The organism is Polynucleobacter sp. es-GGE-1, assembly GCF_018882005.1.
GTDB lineage: Bacteria > Pseudomonadota > Gammaproteobacteria > Burkholderiales > Burkholderiaceae > Polynucleobacter.
In genome coordinates this window covers 35,646-55,315 of record NZ_JACVPE010000011.1, presented here as the reverse complement: position 1 = coordinate 55,315, position 19,670 = coordinate 35,646, and the positions used below count along the sequence as shown (strand labels likewise).

Below are 19,670 nucleotides of genomic sequence, written 5' to 3'. Positions count from 1 at the left end.
TAAATGAAGCCCATTGGTAATTCAACCGGACCACGTCGATTCTTACGCCCTTTTCTGTGGACGCTTGGAACCGTCCTACTGATCGTTTTAGCCATCACGCTCAGTTACCTTTATCTCGCACAATCGAATCCATCGGGTAAACGTGTCATTAAGAGTCTTGGGGACGGCGTGGTGATCACCTTTGATGAGGCGGATATTCCTCATATCAAAGCCAATAGTCAATCCGATGCGCTATTTGCTCTAGGATATTTGCATGCTACCGAGCGGTCGTGGCAAATGGAAATGAATCGTCGCATCGCCAGTGGTCGCCTCTCTGAAATCTTAGGTAGCGAAACTGTCAGCATTGATCGATTCATTCGCACACTTGGAGTCAAGCACGCTGCTGAACAGCAATTCGATAAATACCCAGTGACCGCAAAGCGCTTACTGCAAGCCTATGCTGATGGTGTCAATGCTGGCAATACACAACTTGGCTGGGTACTCCCAGTGGAATACTACTTAACTGGTTCCAAGCCAGGTCACTGGTCTCCGACCGATAGTGTCGCCTGGATGCTGATGATGGCCTACGATCTTGGAGGCAACTGGCATAAAGAATTACAAAGGCTCGAGCTATCTCAATTTTTGACGACTAAACAGATTTGGGAGGTCATGCCACCATTTGAAGTTGGTGAGCCTGTGACCAATATGGATTTTGCCAAGATCTATCAGGACCTTAAGGTCTTTAACCCCAAGGCTGGACCCATCAACAGTAGATCTAAAAATCTTCCAGCAACAGAGTTAAGTCATGTTGACCTAATGGGAGGGAAAGATGGTGTTGGCTCAAACAACTGGGCTCTTAGCGGCAAACTCACTGCCAGTGGCAAACCATTATTAGCAAATGACCCCCATTTAGGCTTATCAGCACCTGCCATTTGGTACTTTGCCCATCTAGACGCCCCCGGCTTGAATGTCCTGGGCGCCACCCTTCCCGGAATTCCGGCGGTAGTTTTAGGGAGGGCCGATAAATTTGCTTGGAGTTTTACAAACACTAATCCCGACGTACAAGATTTGTATATTGAGCAGATTGATGAAAAAAATCCTGGCATGTATCGCGGACCTGATGGCTTGCTGCCATTTAAAGTTCGTCAAGAGATTATTGATATCAAAGGTGCTCCACCTCTCCATTTCATTGTGAAAGAGACACGTCATGGTCCAGTGATTTCTGATTCATATGCACGGGCTAAACGCGCCATTGATACCAGTCGCTATGCCCTGGCATTACGTTGGACCGCTCTCGACATTGAAAATCAATCGGTCGCTGGTTTATTGGAAATAAATCGCGCTAAAGATATAGATGCTTTTAAGCAAGCATTACGTAAAAATTATGCGCCCATGCAAAACGTAGTGATGGCGGATAGCGATGGCAATATTGCCTACCAAGCGGCTGGCATTGCTCCAAAGCGCCTATTACATCAAGGTCTATATGGCGTTGCTCCAGCCCCGGGATGGGAAAAACAGTATGACTGGAATGGCTACGTACCTTTTGAACAGTTACCCGCCAGCAATAATCCAGAACAAGGTTGGATAGCGACAGCCAATCAACGGATCATTGCCGCCAATGATCCAAACCCCTTAACAGCTGACTGGGATTTATCAGCACGTTATGACCGCATCGTAGATTTAATTAAAGCTCGCAATTCGCATGATGCTGATTACATGAAAACAATGCAGGCGGATACTGTTTCTTTGGGTGCCACACCACTCTTAGAGCTATTTAAATCTAGCGCGCCAACTCATCCATTGGCAGCACAAGCGTTGGAGATCTCAAAAGACTTTCATGGTGACATGCGAGTAGATAGTGCTGCCGCACTCATATTCAATGCCTGGGCTGATCAATTAACACGCAATCTCTTTTCTCGATTGAGCTATTTATTCTCTGAAAATTATGGTGAGCGCAATTATCGAGGTGCCTTAATTACCCAAGTTCAGAACCCCAATAGCCCATGGTGTGACAATCCAAAAACAGATGCGATCGAAACCTGCCTTGAGTCTTCTAATGATGCCTTTAACAAAGCGCTTGACTATCTCAGCAATCAATATGGCAATGATCCTAAAAAATGGTCATGGGGCAAAGCGCATATTGCTATCTCAGAGCATCGCCCCTTGAGCAAAATTCCTGTTCTTGGTAAGTTATTTAATATAGAAACGCCATTTCCAGGGGACAGTAATTCAATTAACGTCGGCAGATTAGAATTATTACGCTCAAACAATCCCTATCAAACCTTGCAAGCTCCAAGCCTACGAGCCATTTACGACTTTTCTGATCTCGAAAAATCACTATTTATCTATCAGGCAGGACAATCTGGGTGGGTCCAGAGTAAGCTGTATCGCAATATGAACTCGCTGTGGGCTAAGAATGAATACCTCCCTTTGCAAATGAAACCTGAAACCAGTAAACGCACACTAGAGCTCAACAATAAATGATTGCATAAGTCATGAGGCGTATAAAATATTCCAAAGCACCTGAAAGCTCTTTTTGAAAGACATCCAATGAAAAAAATTCTACTTGCTAGCATCACCGCTTCAACCCTCCTATGTGCTCATAGCAATGCCAATGCTGCTTGGAAAGAATTGGGTGCAAATGAATTAATGGTGGTGTATGTGGATCTGGAAACTGTTCAGACTCAGGGTGAAAAAACACAAATCCTGTCGATGTTAGATTTCAAGAAGCCTGGCGTTAATCCAAATAATAAACAACCCGTCAGCTCGATCATTGGCCTGAATGAATATGACTGTCCTACGGTGAGTTATCGCCCAATCGCTTTTAAAGAATTTTCTGGTAGCAAAGGGACGGGTAAAGTGGTATCCGATAACAATACGCCCGATAGCAAGTTTGAGCCCGTATTAAGTGAAACTTGGACGGCAGGCGTATTTAATTCTGTGTGCAAGGCAAAGTAACTCCCTCTTGAATGTCATCACAGCCCTGGATTTGGATTTGTTTATCTCTTAACCTTGCTTTACTGCAAGGATGTGCGGCTCCCTTAGCTGCTCTCGGTAGCACCGGAACTGCCGCAGCTAGTTCAGCAGGTGGTGCAGTAACAAGTGCTGCAGTAGCAAACCCAGTAACGGCAACCAGTATTGCCTCTACCGCCACTACCGGTAAATCCCCTTTAGAACATGCTGCCTCTTCAGCCACTAAAAAAGAATGTAACTTTATGAATATAGTAGGACCTAAGCCCATCTGTGAAGAGGTAGTTCTGCCCAAGATTATTGATAACAGTAGTCCGCTACTAGGTCCCCAAGAAAAGATTAAAGAGACTGCCAAACAGTAATCGCATTATCTAAATACCGGCCATCACAGACTAAAATGGTGGATTACCAGCAATATGAATGATTTAAGTAATGACTATAGAAAACTATTACCTCACCCTTACCTGTCCTAATAAACCTGGCATCGTAGCTGCAGTTTCAACTTATATATTTCAGACAGGCGGTGATATTGAGGAAGCCCAGCAATTTGACGATAAGGCTTCCAAACGATTTTTCATGCGCGTGAGCTTTAGCTGCCCGACTGATGGCAATACCTTGCGCTTTGGTTTTGCGGAGATTGTAAAACGTTTTGAGCTCACCTGGAATCTGCGCGCGGTGAAAGACTTGAAGCGGGTATTGATCATGGCTTCTAAATTGGATCACTGCCTAGTTGATCTTCTGTATCGCTGGCGGATTGGTGAATTACCAATGATCATCTGCGGCATTGTCTCTAATCATCCTCAAGAGGTTTATGCCAACATTGATTTTGCAGACATTCCTTTTTATCACTTGCCAGTAACGCCAGAAACTAAGCCAGCGCAAGAAGCCAAGCTTTTAGAAATCATGGCTGACTCTAAAGTAGATATGGTCATTTTGGCGCGCTATATGCAAATCTTGTCGGATGACTTGTCTACCAAATTATCAGGACGTTGCATTAACGTACACCACTCTTTCCTGCCTAGCTTTAAAGGTGCTAAGCCCTATCATCAAGCCCATGCCCGCGGTATTAAGTTAATTGGGGCGACCTCACATTTTGTTACGAGCGATTTAGATGAGGGTCCTATTATTGAACAAGACGTGACTCGCGTTACTCATGGCGATACGCCAGATGATTTAGTACGCAAAGGACGTGATTTAGAGCGCACAGTTCTCTCACGCGCTCTGCGCTATTACTTGCACGATCGGGTTTTAATTAACGGCACTACTTCTGTCGTTTTCTCTGACTAATTAAGGTCTGACCCCTGGGGACTCCATAGGGAGACCGCGCGCGCGCCACATCAGAAATAATTCAAGTTGAGCCATTTCTGGTGAGCCATATTCGTATTGCTGCGCCCTCACACCGCTCATGCAGTTTCGTAAGCGACGCTGGAGTGAACCCAAGGTTTGCCACTCCAGGCGATAGATCGGATAAGCGTTCGGATGACCTTGGGGAATGAAACTACCACCCAATTTCAAGCCAGCTCTCTCTTCATGACATTGGGCGCAGGACAAATTTAACTGACCCATTCTCTCGTAAAAAGATTGACGCCCTTTTTGCATGGCTGCTTTATTTTCAGGTGTTTCTCTAACAGCAATCGGCATTCCTTTGGATTGATTTGCAATCAAGGCTGTTAACGATAGAAGCTCCTTACTGTCATAGGGAAGTGCTGGAGCACCTTGCGCACCAACTCTACATTGATTGATTTGACCCTCGAGCGTCTGCAATCGTCCTTTGATCATTTTCGGGAATGCTGTTGCAACGCCACGCATTGATTTCTGGACATTCCCATGACAACCAGCACAAGATTTGTTGTTTTGAGCAGAAGGTTTATTCCATAGAGCTTCGCCATCACCCACCCAAAACATCGCTGGATTTAAACTAGGATCATCCTGCATAGCCTTATTTTCAGCAGACATGAGCTCATAGCTTGACTGTAGTTTTTGCTTTCCAGCATCCGTTGCTGCCAAAACAATCGGTGCACTAAAGATTAAACAGCCAGTGAAAAGAAGCTGCCACTGCTTCATGTAACAGTGAGATTCGCTTGATTTACCGCCTCATATCCATCATCACCAGTCCACTTAAATTCTAGAGTGCCTGTTTCCGTAGCAAGCGTAGTGAAAATAATTAATGGGTTAGCGCCGATGCCAGAATAAAAATCTGCTTTGAAGACTTCGACATTGTTATAGGTACAGGTAAAGACACGAATAATGTCACGTGGAATTAACTTACCGCCTTCTGTATAACGAAAGCCTGATTCCATGTCGTGCTGGGCAATCGCACGGATCTCAATGATTGAGCCTTTCTTAGCGCTCGATGGCATAGAGATGGAGGTACGGGAAGTTTTACTCATAATCTTTCCTCACACCATTTCAGTACATGCAGAGAGAGTAACTAAGGTCTCAGCTTGCCCTTGATAAAAACTTCCATTACTCATCTGCGCAATCGCTCTGACAATCTGACTATCCGCTAGACGCACACGAGTCGTAATGTTGGCCGTACCTGAACGGGGTGTTAAGTAGACAGTGAAGATATTGGGCAATGGATTACCTTCAGCGATGACATGAATTGCCTTTACGTAATCATTGGGCGTCATGGGGCTCTCAACACTCACCTTGAGTACCACCAAGTTACCGTTCTCAACCAGCGGGGGAATAACCAAGTTCACTTTTCCATTGATTACTGGCTTGCCACCCGTAATCTCTGTAATCGCCTTCGTTGCATCTTCAGGTTTAGCAAATACAGTTAAGGGACTAAACCAAGCACCGAGAGTTAAAAAAGTAAACTTTTGAAGTTTCTTAAGCCAAGCACGCCGACTCTTTTGAACGATGAAATCTTTACGCATCATTGGACAGTGGTATTTAAGGTCAGTAAAAAGGCCACAACATCCTCAATCTCTTGTCCATTGAGGATAGTCTGACCTGCAAATTTCGGAGCTACTCGATTTAAATGATCGGTACGGTAATACGCTGGCATGATGGTCTTGGAATTAAAGTAACTTGCATCCACAATTCTGGCTCTCAGTTGAGGTGCTGTATATCGAGCAACGCTGCTACCGAGTTCAGGGGCTAAATTACCCTGAAAGCGCTCCTCTGGAAAGGGCCCACTATGACATAAGAGGCACAAACCCGATTGACGACTCGCCACAATAGCGCGTCCCCGCATCGAATCCCCTGGTGTTGAAGTGAGTGGCTCAGCAATGACGCCATTCACAATCGTTTGCGCTACTACCCAATGGGAATTGAGGGCGACTAGCAACAGCATTGCTAGTGCGTACCTCTTTCTCATAAACGTCGAGTCACTAAACTCAAATTAGACCAACTTAATACCGCTGTTTTTCAATGGCACAGTGCGCAAACGTTTGCCGGTAGCGCGGTAGAACGCATTGAGTACTGCTGGTGCTGCAACGGCAATCGTAGGCTCACCCACTCCACCCCAGTCCTTACCACCACCTTGAATGACAATGGTTTCAACAGGGGGCATTTGCGCAAGACGGATAGAACCAAAGGTATCAAAGTTCTTCTGCACTACTGCACCTTTTTCAATCGTGATCTCTTCTTCGAACAAGGCAGAAAGGCCATATACAAATGAACCAGAAACCTGACGACTTACCTGAGCAGGATTGACAATATAGCCTGGATCAGTAGCAGCAACAATGCGATGAATCTTCACCTCGTTACCATTTTTTACAGAGAGCTCGCACGCAGCAGCAACATAACTACCGAAGGAGCGCATCTGCGCAACCCCACGATATACGCCTGGTGCAGCAGGTTTAGTCCAGCCAATGCCATCTGCAACCGCATTCAGTACAGCCACCGCGCGCGGGAACTCTTTCATATGCTTACGGCGGAACTCTACAGCATCCATGCCAGTAGCTTCAGCTAACTCATCCATAAATGTTTCAATAAAGACAGCATTTTGGTTAACGTTCACACCACGCCAAAATCCTGGAGGCACATGCGTATTCCGCATAGCGTGATCAATATTGAGATTAGGGAAGCTATACGTAATGCCATGCTCACCAGTGGGCTCAACACCTTGGAATGCCAAAGGATCTTTACCTTTATTTGCAGCCACCACCGCAGGACGTACTGCAGCTAAAATCGACTGACCAGATAAACGCATATTCAAGCCGGTGACATTTTTCTTGTCATCAATGGCTGCAGACATCTTGCACATCATCACAGGATGGTAACGACCTTGCGTCATATCCTCGTCGCGAGTCCAGATCAACTTAATAGGTGTGCCAGGCATTTGCTTGGCAATATTGACGGCCTGAGTGGTGTAATCCTGGAATGCACCGCGACGACCAAAGCCACCACCTAAGTTCACCTTGTACACATTGCATTTCTCGCTAGGTAAACCAGAGGCTGCAATAACTGCCGCTAATGATGCCTCACCGTCTTGAGTGGGTACCCATGCTTCGCAAGAGTCTGCAGTCCACTTAGCAGTAGCCGTTTGTGGCTCTAGAGTGGCATGATTCAAGAACGGATAGAAATAAGTGGCTTCGATTTTTTTAGATGCGCTAGAAAAAGCTGTGTTGACATCACCATTGCTGTTGTGAACAAATGCGTCATCCGCATTCAGACCGTCTTCAAGCATCTTCTTAATAGAGGCACTTGAAACATTCCCATTGGCGCCGTTATCCCAAACGATATTGACTTGATCTAAGGCAGTCTTAGCCTGCCAGAAAGTTTCTGCTACAACCGCAACAGCAGAGTCACCAACCTGAACCACTTTTTTAACACCCTTCATACTCTGTGCTTTAGCGGCGTCGTAGCTTTTGACCTTACCACCAAACACAGGTGATTCTTTAATGTTGGCAACCAACATGCCAGGCATCTTCAAGTCGATGGCATAGACCTGACGGCCAGTCACCTTATCAGCTGTTCCATCAATACGATTAACTGATTTGCCAATGAGCTTCCACTCTTTAGGATCTTTCAATGGAACTTCAGTAGGTACAGGTAACTGGGATGCCGCAACAGAAACTTTACCGAAAGTGGTCTTACGGCCAGAAGGAGTATGTGTAATCACGCTATTGGCTGCTACGCACTCTGTTACTGGCACATTCCACTGATTGGCCGCCGCCTGAATCAGCATCATGCGTGCCGCTGCACCGCCTTTACGAACGTACTGTTCAGAGGTGCGAATACCGCGGCTACCACCGGTGGAGTAACTACCCCATACTTTGTTTCGTTTTAGATTCTCAGCTGGAGATGGGTAGTCATATGACACTTTTTTCCAATCGCACTCGAGTTCTTCGGCAACCATTTGTGCCAGACCAGTAATCGTGCCCTGACCCATTTCTGAGCGAACAATACGGACGATCACATCATCGTTCGGCTTCACAACAACCCAAACACCAATCTCAGGGTTGGCCAGCGGTGCCATAGCAGTAGTACCTGTTCCTACAGCAGCATTAGCCGAAGACATCAATGTCAGATCAAAACCAATTGCAAGACCTGTTGCAATTGCACTGGAGCCAACCACAAAGTGGCGGCGGGAGGTATTAATAGTAGTAGTCATGATGCCTCCTTAAGCCTTGCTAGCAGCATGAATCGCTGCACGCACTTGTTGGAATGTGCCACAACGGCAGATATTGGTAATCGACTCATCGATTTGCGCATCCGTTGGCTTGGGGTTGTTACGTAACAAAGCAGTGGTTGCCATCACCATACCGGACTGGCAATAGCCACACTGTGGCACCTGGTTATCAACCCATGCTTTTTGTACTTTTGAAAGCTGACCACTCTTTTCTAGGCTCTCAATGGTCTCAATTTTTTTGCCAAAGGCTGCAGAAACAGGGAGTGAGCAACTACGCAAAGCTTGACCTTCAAATAGGACAGTACAAGCGCCGCAAACACCGATACCGCATCCATACTTAGTGCCAGTGAGTCCAACTTGCTCACGGATGACCCACAGCAATGGGGTATCTGGATCTACATCTACTTTGTACTTCTTACCATTGACATTTAACTCAGCCATGAGCGGTCTCCTATTAGTTTTAGATCGCAGGAATTTTTCTTTTCAGAATAAGTCCTCTGTTTTTTTTATACCCTACTTATGTTGTGCTTATATTAAACAAGAATCGATATATTGCGATGCAACATAAAAAATCAAGACTGAAGATGAGAAGATGATTTAAGGCCTTGTCCAGATCAACCTAGTTCAAGACCTTGGCGAGCTGGTCTCCAAGTTCTAGGTAGCTGCCTTACCTGGAAAAGTGCAACGCTATATATGCATAGATGGCAACAGCGGTTAATCACTCAGATTTGATCTGAGCGGCCTTCACAATTGGTGCAAAGCGAATTAAATCACCCTTAATTTGCTCACCAAATTTCTCGGGAGTGCCAGGAGATGGAAAGATGCCCATCGATAGAAGCTTGGCTTTACCTTCCGGTGAATTCAATATCTCATTTAATGCTTGGTTCAATTTAGTAATGATTGGCTTAGGCGTTTTTACTGGAGCCAGTAAACCCACCCAATCATCAATCACAAAGTCTTTCACGCCACTCTCGATAAAAGTAGGCACGTCGGGCATGCTGGGACTTCTCTTTGCGCTAGAGACTGCAATCGCTTTAATGCGCCCTGTCGCAACATATTGATTTGCTCCCGCAACGGCTGTGTAGACCAGAGGAATATTGCCACCCAATAAATCTAATAAAGCTTGACCTCCCCCTTTGTAAGGGACATGAACTAAATTGGCACCAGTCTTTTGCTTGAATAACTCGCCAGCAATATGGGGTGTACCGCCTGATCCTGAGGTTCCATAGGAAAGGCCGTTGGGGTCCTTTTTAGAGATGGCAATGACATCGGCCAAAGTTTTGCCTTGGAAATCATTGTTAGCGACCACGATCAAAATAGCATCACCAATTTTTCCAATTGGCGCAAAGTCTTTGACGCTATCAAAAGGGACCTTATCAAAGAGCGAGGGATTAATCGACAACGTACCGGCATATCCCAATAACAAGGTATAACCATCAGGCTCGGCGGATGCAACCATTTGTGAGCCGATATTTCCAGAGGCGCCTGGCTTGTTATCCGCAATTACTTGCTGGCCTAGCTTTAATGAAAGTTGCTCAGCAATAAAACGGCCCGAGGTATCGGTGACACCACCTGGAGTAAAGGGAATAATTAAGCGTATCGGGCGATTGGGGTAATTCAATTGAGCAAAGCTAGCAGTCGAAACAAGTACTGTAAGTAAAAAAATAGCTGATGATAGGTAACGATGCAATTTCATGCTGACCCTTTATTGAGTTTTACTTCGTTTCTACAAAACGTTTTTCGAATTCCCAAACGTCCTCAAAGCCCATTAACTTTGATAAATCTCCAAAGTCATATAAATCTACTGGATTATTGATAGATGATCCTGAGTCTTTAAAGTGCTCATAAACCTGGGTCATTGCTTGCACAGAAGCGAGCAAAGCAGTGACTGGAAAGATAGCAATCTTGTAGCCTAATTGCTCTAATTCCGCTTTAGACAAGACGGGTGTTCTACCCTTTTCCACCATATTCGCAATCAAAGGATGGTTAGGGAAAGTTTTCCCTATCTGTTGCATTTCTTCTTGGGTCTCAGGAGACTCAATAAATAAGATATCAGCACCAGCACGTGCATAAGCCTCGCCACGTCTTAGCGCCTCATCCAATCCGAGGGTAGTTCTTGCGTCTGTCCTGGCAATAATTTTGAAATGAGGGTCAGTGCGCGTTGCGACTGCAACCTCGATCTTCTTTACCATGTCCTCTAACGGAATTACTCGACGACCAGGCGTATGTCCACATTTCTTAGGGAACTCTTGATCTTCAAGTTGAATAGCAACTGCGCCAGCAGCTTCATATCCATGAATGGTGTGACGCACATTAAGTAATCCACCGTAACCAGTATCGCCATCCGCGATTAAGGGAGTCTTTGCCATACCAGCCATTGCAGTGACTCGACCAACCATCTCGGTGTAGGTTGCAAAGCCAGCATCTGGCAAACCCAATAATGAGGCAACGGTGCCATAACCTGTCATGTAGAGAGCATCAAAGTTCATACGATCAGCAAGCCTCAATGAAACCATCTCATAAACTCCAGGTGCAACAATTAAGCCTGGTTTGCTTAATCGCTCATTAAATAAAGCTCTTTGCGTAGTCATGTATCTCCCGATTGCTATATTGGTCTCATTGCCAATTGATTGTTAAGCATTGATCTTCATGGCAGCATCAACTGCATCACCCAATACACTACACAAGAACTCCACTTCTTTAGGCTCTGATATGAATGGGGGGCCTACTGCGATAACGTCTCCTGCAACACGCACTAAGGCACCTCTTTCAATACAGGCTTCCAGGACTTTAAGAGCGCGCAGTCCGGGCTTGCCTGGGATGGGGTCTAGCTCTACTGCGCCAGATAATCCGAAGTTACGAATATCGAGCAACCCTGTTTTGCCTTTCATGGCATGTAGGCCATTTTCTAAAATGGGTTCCAATGCTTTTGCGCGATTGACTAAATCATCTGATTCAAAAATATCCAGCACTGCGTGACCAGCAGCCGTTGGAATGGGGTGCCCTGAATAGGTATAGCCATGAAAAAATTCAATCGCTTGATCTTGTCCACCAGCGGCAATAATGCTGTCATAGATATCGCCGCGGACAATCACACCACCCAATGGAATCACACCATTCGTAATGGCTTTGGCAAAGGTAATCATGTCAGGGACTACGCCAAATCGATCAGCTCCAAAATTTGTACCTAGACGGCCAAAGCCAGTAATGACCTCATCAAAGATTAACAAGATGCCATGCTTAGTACAGATCTCACGGATTTTTTGTAGGTAGCCTTCTGGCGGAACGATCACACCAGTAGATCCTTGCACCGGCTCAAGAATGACGGCAGCAATCGTATTGGCATCCTGCAAAGCTACGATCTTTTCTAATTCATCTGCAAGGTGTGCACCCCAAGTGGGCTGACCTTTTGAAAAAGCCATTTGTGAGAGATTGAGGGTATGTGGCAAATGATCGACACCGGGCATCATCATGCTCGCAAACATTTTGCGATTCGATACCATCCCACCAACAGAGATGCCACCGATACCAACACCGTGATAGGCACGATCACGACCGATCATCCGAATGCGTGAGGCATTTCCCATCACCCGGTGATAGCCGATCGCAATTTTGAGTGCAGTATCTACTGCCTCAGAACCGGAGTTCGTAAAAAAGACTTTATCTAAGCCGGCCGGTGCCATTTTGGCAATGCGAGTGGCCAGACTAAAAGTAGCCTCACTTGCCATCTGAAAAGCTGGGCAATAGTCCATGGTTTCATATTGTTTGGAGATCGCTGCACCAATACGTGGATCAGCATGCCCCAAGGGGGAGCACCACAACCCAGAAAGGCCATCAAACAGCTTCCGCCCATGGTCGTCATAGTAGTAAGCTCCCTTGGCAGACTGCATGATCTTGGGGTGCTGATGAAAATAGCGATTTGGTGTAAATGGCAGCCAGTAAGCTGACATATCTACACCATTTACAGTTTGATTTGCTGCTGTCATGAGCGTCTCTTAGAGTCTGGTTGAAACATTATTTGAATATCCCATACTATATTACCCATTAACACCATAGACTCCTTACGGACCATGAAATGACTATCTTTAAATTCCTTCTGTTGATCAGTTGTACCCTGCTTGGCTTTCTCAGCTCTGCTTTCGCGGCTCCAGAGACCGATTGGCCTAAAAAACCGATCGTCGCTATCCTCGCTTTTCCAGCTGGCGGCTCTACAGATATCTTTGCACGCAGCGTAACCGCCCCCTTAGCTGAAGCGCTTGGCCAATCTATCGTAGTAGAAAACAAACCTGGTGCTGGCGGCATGATTGGCTTACAAGCCGCCTCGAAAGCAGTGCCAGATGGCTACACGATTCACATTAGCGCCCTCACCAACCAATCGATTTCTTCGGCGCTATTTAAAAACCCGCCCGCTGATTTACAAAAGGATTTTGTACCAGTAGCTTTGATTGGAACGGTGCCTCACTTAATTGTGATCAACCCAACTGTTCCTGCAAAAAATCTGCCTGAATTAATTGCCTATATTAAATCCAAGAAGGGTGACTTCAATTACGCCTCGCAAGGTAATGGCAGCCTCTCGCATTTAGAGTCCACTTTGTTTATGCAACGCATTGGTGCTAAGGGTACCCATATTCCATATAAAGGCAGCAGCTTTGCTCTGCCCGACTTGATTGCTGGTAACACACTCATGATGTTTGACAGTGTCACGGCTTCTTTGCCCCATATTCAGAGTGGCAAACTGCGCCCCATTGCCATTGCTGCTGCAGAGCGCTCACCATTGATGCCCAATGTCCCAACACTAGGGCAAGACGGTATGAAGCAATTTGACGTGGAAAATTTCTATGCTGTTTATGTTCCGAAAGGAACGTCCCCAGCCATTGTTGCCAAGTTAGAAAGAGAGATTCGCAAGATTCTGACTAACCCTGACTTTAAGGCGCGTATGGCGGCACAAGGTATTCATCCAGAGTTTGCTAACTCAGAAAAACTTACTGAAATTACAGCCAACGAAGCGAACAAGTGGGGGAAAGTAGTAAAGTCAGCCAATATCAAAGTTGATTGACCTTTTATTCTGACTACTAAATCCATGCTTATTTCCCCTCCTTTTGGTGGCGGTCGCGCCCCTGTTCTCGCCAGAAATACTGTTGCAAGCTCTCAGCCCTTAGCCACTCAAGCAGGTATTGAGGCGCTGCAAAATGGCGGCAACGCCGTTGATGCCGCTCTAGCAACTGCCATTACGCTGACCGTTGTTGAGCCTACTATGAACGGTCTTGGTGGTGACAGCTTCGCAATTTTGTGGGATGGTACGAAAATTCATGGCCTCAATGCTTCAGGTCGTGCACCTGCAGCATGGACTCCAGAATATTTTGCAGGTAAGACTGCGATGGATCTCATTGGTTGGAATACGGTCACAGTGCCAGGCATGGTCGCTGGCTGGATTGAACTCTCTAGAAAATTTGGCAAGCTTCCCTTTGCACAATTATTTAAGCGCGCCATTAATTACGCAGAAAATGGTTTTCCGGTTTCTCCAGTAATCGCGCGTCAATGGCGCGAAGCCATTCCGATTCTGAAAAATCAACCGGGATTTAGTGAATCATTTTTAATCGATGGTAAAGCACCTGCAGCAGGACAAATTTGGAAATACCACGCTCAAGCAAAAACCTTAAAAGACATTGCCGCTACCGAAGGTGAATCTTTTTATAAAGGCCCTCTCGCCCAAAGCATGGTCGAGTTTGCTAAAGCAACCGGCGGATGCTTTTCCATGCAAGACTTTGCTGATAACCGGCCAGAATGGGTTGAGCCCCTCGCCTTTGATTATGGTGACTACACGCTCTTAGAAATTCCCCCAAATGGTTCTGGCATTGCCGCACAAATGGCTTTAGGAATTTTGCAAGCTGCCAATGTCAAGCAATATCCTGCCAATTCAGCACAACGTATTCATCTACAGATTGAAGCTATGCGCCTGGCATTTGCCGATGCTTATGCCTATGTATCAGATGCACGCTCAATGGAGGTGCCGGTATCTAGCCTATTAGATAGAGATTACCTCGCAAGCCGTGCCGCCATGATTGATCACACTAAAGCTGGTAGTTATGGTGCTGGTGACCCGCACTCTGGAGGCACCGTCTATCTTTGCGCTGCTGATGAATCGGGCATGATGATTTCTTATATTCAGTCGAACTTCAAAGGCTTTGGTTCTGGTGTTGTTGCTCCTGGTGGCATTGCCTTTCATAATCGCGGTATGAGCTTTAGCTTGGTTGCTGGTCACCCCAATCAAGTGGCACCTGGTAAGCGCCCTTTCCATACGATCTTGCCTGCATTCCTCACCAAGGCTGGTAAGCCTAGCATGGCATTTGGGGTGATGGGTGGCAATATGCAACCACAAGGTCATATTCAATTTGTCATGCGCTTTGTCGATGAATATCTCAATCCCCAAGCTTGTTCTGATACTCCACGTTGGCGTATAGATGACTTAGGCAAGCTTACGGTAGAAGCATCCATGCCTCAAAGCGTAGTAGATGGACTAATCGCAATGGGTCATGAAGTTGCTATACAACCCGCTAATAGTTTGGACTTTGGTAGCGCTCAAGCGATTGCGAAGTTAAGCGAAGAGATTGACTCTGTCTATATCGCTGGTAGTGACCACCGCCGAGATGGATTAGCGGCTGGGTTTTAAGTTTTCGCTAAATCGCAAAAGCCTCTTGCAGTACGCCAAGACTAGTAGTTAAGGTTTTGGGATTAGCCTTCCCCACCTTTTTGACTAAGCGTGCTTTATCAACAGCTCTAATTTGATCCAAAAGAATAAGACCCTTCTTGCCATCATGCGTAATAGGCACTCGAAATCCTGCCGCCCTGCCCTTGCTTGTCATGGGAGCAATAATGACTGTTCGCAAATGGTCATTTAACTCTTGAGGTGACACCACGATACATGGGCGTGTTTTTTTAATTTCACTCCCAATTGTTGGGTCTAAATTGATAAGCCAAATTTCTCCACGAGAAACAATACTTCTTACCAAACCCAATCTCCATCTTCATCATTAGAAAAATCTCCAAGCACTAATTTATCCTCGCCAGATTTTGCAAGACTTTGCGCATCCTGAGACCAATTTTCTCTCACGGTATTTTTTGGCTTGCTTAGAATGATTTTTTCTCCATCGACCGACATCTCAACGAGCTCCTGTATTCCAGATTGCTCAAGAATAATCTTTGGAATGACCACGCCTTTAGAGTTGCCAATAGCCCTAATAGCCACCTGTAGTGGTACTCTGGTTGCAACATTAGATTTATAGCTTTTATTCATAGTAATAACAATGTTATTACATAAATCGAAAGAGGTCAAATAAGAGCGAATACCCCTATTTAGAGGGCAAGCAGTTCATATAAAACCGTTTGATCTCTTGATCACAGCTGACGTCTCTGGGCTCAATCGGTCTTTGCAGAGAAATCCCTTCAATCGTTTTACAGCGACTGAGTGCTACGTAGACCTGCCCTGATGCAAAGGCGCCAGAAGATAAGTCTACCTTCACCTTATCAAGCGTCTTACCCTGGCTTTTATGAATAGTGACTGCCCAAGCGAGCATTAAGGGAATCTGTACATAGGTACCAATAATGCTGGGAGTGATCTTGCCAGACATCATGTCATGATCGTAGCGATACGATTCCCATTGATGAACAGTAACTTCAACCGTATTGGAATATGGTCCGTTTTTAACCATCACCTTGACTTTATCGGCAAGCAATTCTCTAACAACCCCAATCGTGCCATTCACCCAACGCTTCGGAAAAACTGAGTCAGTTGCAGTAAACATCACCTTGGCACCCACCTTTAGCGCTAGGTTATTTGCTGAAGGTAAGTTACGCTCATCAACATTAAACTTACCAGTCGTTTTACCGATATACACCTTGATATCTGAATCAATGGCGCGTAATCCTGCTCCATTGATTTGATCTGCTCTTGCATTGGTGGTGGTCAGTGTGATCGTTTCTTCATCTACTGCTTGATTTGCTCGATAACACTGAGCATTGAGCGTATCAATAGCTTCATCGACATCTTGATTAATACGGATGCGATTCAGAAGGCTGGCAAAGTGCTCATCTTTTTGACGAAAGATCTTAGACAATTCCACCATAGTGACTTCTTTGCGATGCAGAGCCATTGCGCAAAAGAAATACGGCCCCTCGTAGCCACGATCAGCCAGGACTTGCATATCACCGCTCGATACGACTGGCGGTAGTTGAAATAAGTCCCCGACAAACATCACCTGAATACCCCCAAAAGGTTTGCCTTTTTGCGGACCGTTCTCACGTAAGAACAAGTCCATCGCATCGACCACATCGGCGCGTACCATTGAAATCTCATCAATAATGAGTAAGCGGATATCTTTATAAAGACGCTTATCGCGCAATGGCTTGATATCTTCTTCCGGAAAAATTAAACGGGGTGGTAAACGAAAGAAGGAATGAATCGTCACTCCTTTTACCTGGAGTGCTGCAACGCCTGTTGGCGCCACCACGACAACGTTGCCAGAAATCGTTTCTCGGAGGTAACCAATCAGAGTTGTCTTACCAGTGCCGGCTTTACCGCTGACAAAGATATAAGGATCATGACGCTCAATGGCCTCTATTACCGCCTCGTAATCGGGGGTAACTTCAATTTCGGATGAATCTACTACAGGACTAGTCATCCCCTATTGTTTCACGGCATCGGCTACACACCGAAATCCGATATACACCACGGCAATATCACCTGATTTAGATTCGATATCAGACTCTTGCTGTCTTTCTGGGCCATACCACCATGAAGAACCGCGGGTGATGTATCCACCGTTACGCTCAGTAGCAGTCCACTCCCAAACGTTACCGCCCATGTCATACATACCATTGACACCAGGGTTAGTCGTTTTAGTGGTGACATGCCCTGTACCGCGATTCAGAGCCCCAGCAGGAGCTAAACCCTTATAGTCACCACAGCCGCTTAGGCAATGAGAAACTGCTGGTGTACTGCCACCTGGAAATGGGTAACGCTGTCCTTTGGTATATCCAGCTGGCGGATTCGCTCTTTGCTCTAGGAATGCCGCTGAAATCCACTCAGCCTCTGTTGGCAAACGTTTGCCGTAGTAACGACAAATTGACTCTGCTTCTTTTTGATTGAGATGCACTGCAGGCTCAAAATCCCCTGCAGGAACACCATAAGGTGTCTTCCACGTCCAACCTGGCTTTTGCACAAAGCCGCCTTCATAAGCAAGACCCCCACCATTCTTCTCGGCAGCACTCACAAATCCGGTAGCAGCAAAGACTTTGACATCAGCGATATTCATCTCGGTTTGATCCCAAATGAGATTACCAATTTGCACAGTAGGAATAGAGGATGCAGGAGTACTTTGACCACTAGAGGGACGCAGCATGAAATACAGAGCAATGACTGTGAGTAATAGACCGAAAAGGATTTGGTAAATATCAAACTTTTTCATATAGGGATGTGAGCTAGGGCAAAGAAACTATTCTAATGAAAGAATCTCGTTAGCACATCAAGTGATCATCAAAGAAAATAGCTTGTGCGCCGGTATTCCAACGCATTAGCTCAATGTTTAGCAATAAAAATAAGAGCGATTTTTACCCAATTCTTTAGCCTTACACATCGCCTCATCTGCATGGGCAATTAATTCATAGGCAGAGCTGACATTATCTACCAGATAAATAGCGACCCCAATGCTCGCCGAAACCTTTGCGAAATAACCATTTAAGTTGTAGGAAGTAGTTAAGCCTTCCAAAACGCACTAGTTAGGGTAATTTAATGAAGGTTAATACCGATGAAGACCCATTACACGCTCAATGACAACACCAGTATTTTTTAGCACGCATTTATTTGACCAGTAGCACTGCTTGCTTGGCTAAAACAGAGACTCTTTGAGAAACAGAACCAAGGACGATACCACTAACGCTGGAACGGCCTTTGGCGCCCATAATAATCATGTCAGACTTTTCAGCTTTGGCGATGTTACAAATCATCGTGGGAACATGCCCTAATTCGATGATGCAGCTATGCTTAACTTGAGATTTATCTAGAATTTTAAGTGCAGACTTCAATTCCTTTTGACTCATCTCAATTGTATGATCTTTCACTACTTGACTGCCGACATAGCGCTTTACCATACCCAGCGGATCATCGTCATGGACATTAATCAAGGTAATAGAGGATTTAGAGCGCAGATCTTTAACTAAATTGACTGCAGACTTCACAGCCCTCAAAGAATTCGATGAACCATCCACAGCTACAAGTATTTTCATAATATTTTCCTAGTTTATTGTTTAGTTGCTAATCATGGAGATCAAGAGTCATTACGCTTCAATCACAACCAACTCACCTTGCTGAATCTTCTCTTCCATCTTGCGCAAGGAAAGATAGGCGCACTGCTCTTCGCCAATCTTGATCTCTAGCTCTCCAGAATCGTCTATGGATGCAGGGTACTCTCCAGCAAATAGCACCATGAAGCCAAGGTCTTGACCATCTGCTCCATGTTTGCGGGATAAGGTCCCTTGAGTAATGCGCAGTTTCATAATGTCATCCCAGCTATCATGTATAGCCTTTGAGTTGCTCAAAGCGCTGAAAGCATTCCTTAGCATAGGCTAATACCTGGCCATCGGTTGGATGATCAACTGTTTTAACGCCAATGATTTTTTTAGCTATCGCAGCATGATGTTCAGTAGCATATTCTTGTAGCTCGCCCTTCGCAAACCCAGGCCCCACAAGCAAGATTTCACTAACATCAGCGACTTGAGCTAGGATTTCGTCGAAAAAATGACGATCCTCGGGCGCATTACCGCTGCCAATAACATTGGCTTTATGGTGTAAGTGCGCTTGCTTGGCATTACTACGAATGATCTGATTGTGCTCTGGATCATAAAATAAGACATGGGCTTCATGATGATCAACCCAGATGACTGCATGGTTTGTATGCATAACTTCACTCCAAAATAAATAGCAATGCTCTGATATACAGTGATTCATAAAAGGTTGATATAGCCCTCCTTCATCACACCAGTGCAGTCTATTGGTAATTACTGAACCTTTTTTGATTTAAATCAAAAACGGGTCTATTTCTCGTTAGAAAATGCATCCTTAGACAGTGAGCATTAACGAGCA

23 protein-coding genes are annotated in these 19,670 nt (G+C 45.5%); 6 read left to right on the top strand and 17 right to left on the bottom strand.

Annotated features, from left to right (window positions below; all coding sequences use genetic code 11):
• Positions 1–3 precede the first annotated feature (3 nt).
• From ICN35_RS10285 to purU, 4 genes are all read left to right on the top strand, one after another.
• Entirely contained in the window at positions 4–2,463 is a 2,460-nt protein-coding gene (locus ICN35_RS10285) for a penicillin acylase family protein (protein ID WP_216127379.1), read from the top strand.
• A gap of 66 nt (positions 2,464–2,529) precedes the next feature.
• The gene (locus ICN35_RS10280) at positions 2,530–2,937 is read left to right on the top strand and encodes a surface-adhesin E family protein (RefSeq protein WP_215296864.1); all 408 of its coding nucleotides are present in this window, start codon (positions 2,530–2,532) and stop codon (positions 2,935–2,937) included.
• An 11-nt stretch (positions 2,938–2,948) separates the two neighbouring features.
• A complete protein-coding gene (locus ICN35_RS10275; protein ID WP_216127377.1) occupies positions 2,949–3,311 on the top strand; it encodes a hypothetical protein in 363 nt (120 codons plus the stop codon).
• A gap of 70 nt (positions 3,312–3,381) precedes the next feature.
• Positions 3,382–4,236 carry a formyltetrahydrofolate deformylase gene (purU, locus tag ICN35_RS10270; protein ID WP_216127375.1) on the top strand — a complete coding sequence of 285 codons (855 nt, stop codon included), beginning with the start codon at positions 3,382–3,384 and terminating at the stop codon, positions 4,234–4,236.
• Here purU and soxA read toward each other — a convergent pair whose 3' ends face one another.
• The 9 genes from soxA to ICN35_RS10225 form a co-directional block, all read right to left on the bottom strand.
• Positions 4,237–5,013, bottom strand: a complete 777-nt coding sequence (gene soxA / locus ICN35_RS10265) for a sulfur oxidation c-type cytochrome SoxA (protein WP_216127373.1) — start codon at positions 5,011–5,013, stop codon at positions 4,237–4,239. It abuts the gene before it with no gap.
• Entirely contained in the window at positions 5,010–5,339 is a 330-nt protein-coding gene (locus ICN35_RS10260; protein WP_215296856.1) for a thiosulfate oxidation carrier complex protein SoxZ, read from the bottom strand. Before ICN35_RS10260 ends, soxA begins: the two co-directional genes overlap by 4 nt.
• A 9-nt stretch (positions 5,340–5,348) precedes the next feature.
• The gene (locus tag ICN35_RS10255; protein ID WP_216127372.1) at positions 5,349–5,834 is read right to left on the bottom strand and encodes a SoxY-related AACIE arm protein; all 486 of its coding nucleotides are present in this window, start codon (positions 5,832–5,834) and stop codon (positions 5,349–5,351) included.
• On the bottom strand, positions 5,831–6,250 hold the full coding sequence (gene soxX / locus ICN35_RS10250; RefSeq protein ID WP_255535805.1) for a sulfur oxidation c-type cytochrome SoxX: 420 nt from the start codon (positions 6,248–6,250) through the stop codon (positions 5,831–5,833). Before soxX ends, ICN35_RS10255 begins: the two co-directional genes overlap by 4 nt.
• Before the next feature lie 48 nt (positions 6,251–6,298).
• On the bottom strand, positions 6,299–8,515 hold the full coding sequence (locus tag ICN35_RS10245) for a xanthine dehydrogenase family protein molybdopterin-binding subunit (RefSeq protein ID WP_215296851.1): 2,217 nt from the start codon (positions 8,513–8,515) through the stop codon (positions 6,299–6,301).
• Positions 8,516–8,524: 9 nt separating this feature from the next.
• Positions 8,525–8,974, bottom strand: a complete 450-nt coding sequence (locus ICN35_RS10240; protein WP_215296849.1) for a (2Fe-2S)-binding protein — start codon at positions 8,972–8,974, stop codon at positions 8,525–8,527.
• A gap of 277 nt (positions 8,975–9,251) precedes the next feature.
• Positions 9,252–10,229, bottom strand: coding sequence for a tripartite tricarboxylate transporter substrate binding protein (locus tag ICN35_RS10235; protein WP_216127368.1), 978 nt, complete (start codon positions 10,227–10,229; stop codon positions 9,252–9,254).
• Positions 10,230–10,248: 19 nt separating this feature from the next.
• Positions 10,249–11,124 (bottom strand): oxaloacetate decarboxylase, encoded by an 876-nt coding sequence (locus ICN35_RS10230; protein WP_216127366.1) that lies wholly within the window; start codon positions 11,122–11,124, stop codon positions 10,249–10,251.
• Positions 11,125–11,166: 42 nt separating this feature from the next.
• Entirely contained in the window at positions 11,167–12,519 is a 1,353-nt protein-coding gene (locus ICN35_RS10225) for an aminotransferase class III-fold pyridoxal phosphate-dependent enzyme (RefSeq protein ID WP_216127364.1), read from the bottom strand.
• Between the two features lie 89 nt (positions 12,520–12,608).
• Here ICN35_RS10225 and ICN35_RS10220 point away from each other — a divergent pair, with 89 nt between their 5' ends.
• Positions 12,609–13,589 (top strand): tripartite tricarboxylate transporter substrate binding protein, encoded by a 981-nt coding sequence (locus tag ICN35_RS10220; RefSeq protein WP_216127362.1) that lies wholly within the window; start codon positions 12,609–12,611, stop codon positions 13,587–13,589.
• 24 nt (positions 13,590–13,613) lie between these two features.
• Complete coding sequence (locus ICN35_RS10215) at positions 13,614–15,203, top strand: gamma-glutamyltransferase family protein (RefSeq protein WP_216127361.1); 1,590 nt, start codon at positions 13,614–13,616, stop codon at positions 15,201–15,203.
• A gap of 7 nt (positions 15,204–15,210) precedes the next feature.
• Here ICN35_RS10215 and ICN35_RS10210 read toward each other — a convergent pair whose 3' ends face one another.
• From ICN35_RS10210 to ICN35_RS10175, 8 genes are all read right to left on the bottom strand, one after another.
• Positions 15,211–15,531 (bottom strand): type II toxin-antitoxin system PemK/MazF family toxin, encoded by a 321-nt coding sequence (locus ICN35_RS10210; RefSeq protein ID WP_216127495.1) that lies wholly within the window; start codon positions 15,529–15,531, stop codon positions 15,211–15,213.
• Between the two features lie 5 nt (positions 15,532–15,536).
• The gene (locus tag ICN35_RS10205) at positions 15,537–15,827 is read right to left on the bottom strand and encodes an AbrB/MazE/SpoVT family DNA-binding domain-containing protein (protein ID WP_216127360.1); all 291 of its coding nucleotides are present in this window, start codon (positions 15,825–15,827) and stop codon (positions 15,537–15,539) included.
• A gap of 55 nt (positions 15,828–15,882) precedes the next feature.
• Positions 15,883–17,211, bottom strand: coding sequence for an ATP-dependent RecD-like DNA helicase (locus ICN35_RS11450; protein WP_216127359.1), 1,329 nt, complete (start codon positions 17,209–17,211; stop codon positions 15,883–15,885).
• A 3-nt stretch (positions 17,212–17,214) separates the two neighbouring features.
• Entirely contained in the window at positions 17,215–17,997 is a 783-nt protein-coding gene (locus tag ICN35_RS10195; RefSeq protein WP_216127357.1) for an SUMF1/EgtB/PvdO family nonheme iron enzyme, read from the bottom strand.
• Between the two features lie 117 nt (positions 17,998–18,114).
• Entirely contained in the window at positions 18,115–18,297 is a 183-nt protein-coding gene (locus ICN35_RS11490) for a diguanylate cyclase domain-containing protein (RefSeq protein WP_215320274.1), read from the bottom strand.
• 91 nt (positions 18,298–18,388) lie between these two features.
• Positions 18,389–18,814, bottom strand: a complete 426-nt coding sequence (locus ICN35_RS10185) for a universal stress protein (RefSeq protein ID WP_216127355.1) — start codon at positions 18,812–18,814, stop codon at positions 18,389–18,391.
• 51 nt (positions 18,815–18,865) lie between these two features.
• Positions 18,866–19,084: a hypothetical protein gene (locus ICN35_RS10180; RefSeq protein WP_216127353.1), complete on the bottom strand. Its 219-nt coding sequence runs from the start codon at positions 19,082–19,084 to the stop codon at positions 18,866–18,868.
• A 16-nt stretch (positions 19,085–19,100) separates the two neighbouring features.
• Positions 19,101–19,487 (bottom strand): translational machinery protein, encoded by a 387-nt coding sequence (locus tag ICN35_RS10175; protein ID WP_216127350.1) that lies wholly within the window; start codon positions 19,485–19,487, stop codon positions 19,101–19,103.
• Positions 19,488–19,670 lie beyond the last annotated feature (183 nt).

Excerpts from the sequence above, each read along its gene's own strand:
- ICN35_RS10285 (WP_216127379.1), top strand. The coding sequence starts at position 4 with ATGAAGCCCATTGGTAATTCAACCGGACCACGTCGATTCTTACGCCCT.
- ICN35_RS10280 (WP_215296864.1), top strand. The coding sequence starts at position 2,530 with ATGAAAAAAATTCTACTTGCTAGCATCACCGCTTCAACCCTCCTATGT.
- ICN35_RS10275 (WP_216127377.1), top strand. The coding sequence starts at position 2,949 with ATGTCATCACAGCCCTGGATTTGGATTTGTTTATCTCTTAACCTTGCT.
- purU (WP_216127375.1), top strand. The coding sequence starts at position 3,382 with ATGACTATAGAAAACTATTACCTCACCCTTACCTGTCCTAATAAACCT.
- soxA (WP_216127373.1), bottom strand. The coding sequence starts at position 5,013 with ATGAAGCAGTGGCAGCTTCTTTTCACTGGCTGTTTAATCTTTAGTGCA.
- ICN35_RS10260 (WP_215296856.1), bottom strand. The coding sequence starts at position 5,339 with ATGAGTAAAACTTCCCGTACCTCCATCTCTATGCCATCGAGCGCTAAG.
- ICN35_RS10255 (WP_216127372.1), bottom strand. The coding sequence starts at position 5,834 with ATGATGCGTAAAGATTTCATCGTTCAAAAGAGTCGGCGTGCTTGGCTT.
- soxX (WP_255535805.1), bottom strand. The coding sequence starts at position 6,250 with ATGCTGTTGCTAGTCGCCCTCAATTCCCATTGGGTAGTAGCGCAAACG.
- ICN35_RS10245 (WP_215296851.1), bottom strand. The coding sequence starts at position 8,515 with ATGACTACTACTATTAATACCTCCCGCCGCCACTTTGTGGTTGGCTCC.
- ICN35_RS10240 (WP_215296849.1), bottom strand. The coding sequence starts at position 8,974 with ATGGCTGAGTTAAATGTCAATGGTAAGAAGTACAAAGTAGATGTAGAT.
- ICN35_RS10235 (WP_216127368.1), bottom strand. The coding sequence starts at position 10,229 with ATGAAATTGCATCGTTACCTATCATCAGCTATTTTTTTACTTACAGTA.
- ICN35_RS10230 (WP_216127366.1), bottom strand. The coding sequence starts at position 11,124 with ATGACTACGCAAAGAGCTTTATTTAATGAGCGATTAAGCAAACCAGGC.
- ICN35_RS10225 (WP_216127364.1), bottom strand. The coding sequence starts at position 12,519 with ATGACAGCAGCAAATCAAACTGTAAATGGTGTAGATATGTCAGCTTAC.
- ICN35_RS10220 (WP_216127362.1), top strand. The coding sequence starts at position 12,609 with ATGACTATCTTTAAATTCCTTCTGTTGATCAGTTGTACCCTGCTTGGC.
- ICN35_RS10215 (WP_216127361.1), top strand. The coding sequence starts at position 13,614 with ATGCTTATTTCCCCTCCTTTTGGTGGCGGTCGCGCCCCTGTTCTCGCC.
- ICN35_RS10205 (WP_216127360.1), bottom strand. The coding sequence starts at position 15,827 with ATGAATAAAAGCTATAAATCTAATGTTGCAACCAGAGTACCACTACAG.
- ICN35_RS11450 (WP_216127359.1), bottom strand. The coding sequence starts at position 17,211 with ATGACTAGTCCTGTAGTAGATTCATCCGAAATTGAAGTTACCCCCGAT.
- ICN35_RS10195 (WP_216127357.1), bottom strand. The coding sequence starts at position 17,997 with ATGAAAAAGTTTGATATTTACCAAATCCTTTTCGGTCTATTACTCACA.
- ICN35_RS10185 (WP_216127355.1), bottom strand. The coding sequence starts at position 18,814 with ATGAAAATACTTGTAGCTGTGGATGGTTCATCGAATTCTTTGAGGGCT.
- ICN35_RS10180 (WP_216127353.1), bottom strand. The coding sequence starts at position 19,084 with ATGAAACTGCGCATTACTCAAGGGACCTTATCCCGCAAACATGGAGCA.
- ICN35_RS10175 (WP_216127350.1), bottom strand. The coding sequence starts at position 19,487 with ATGCATACAAACCATGCAGTCATCTGGGTTGATCATCATGAAGCCCAT.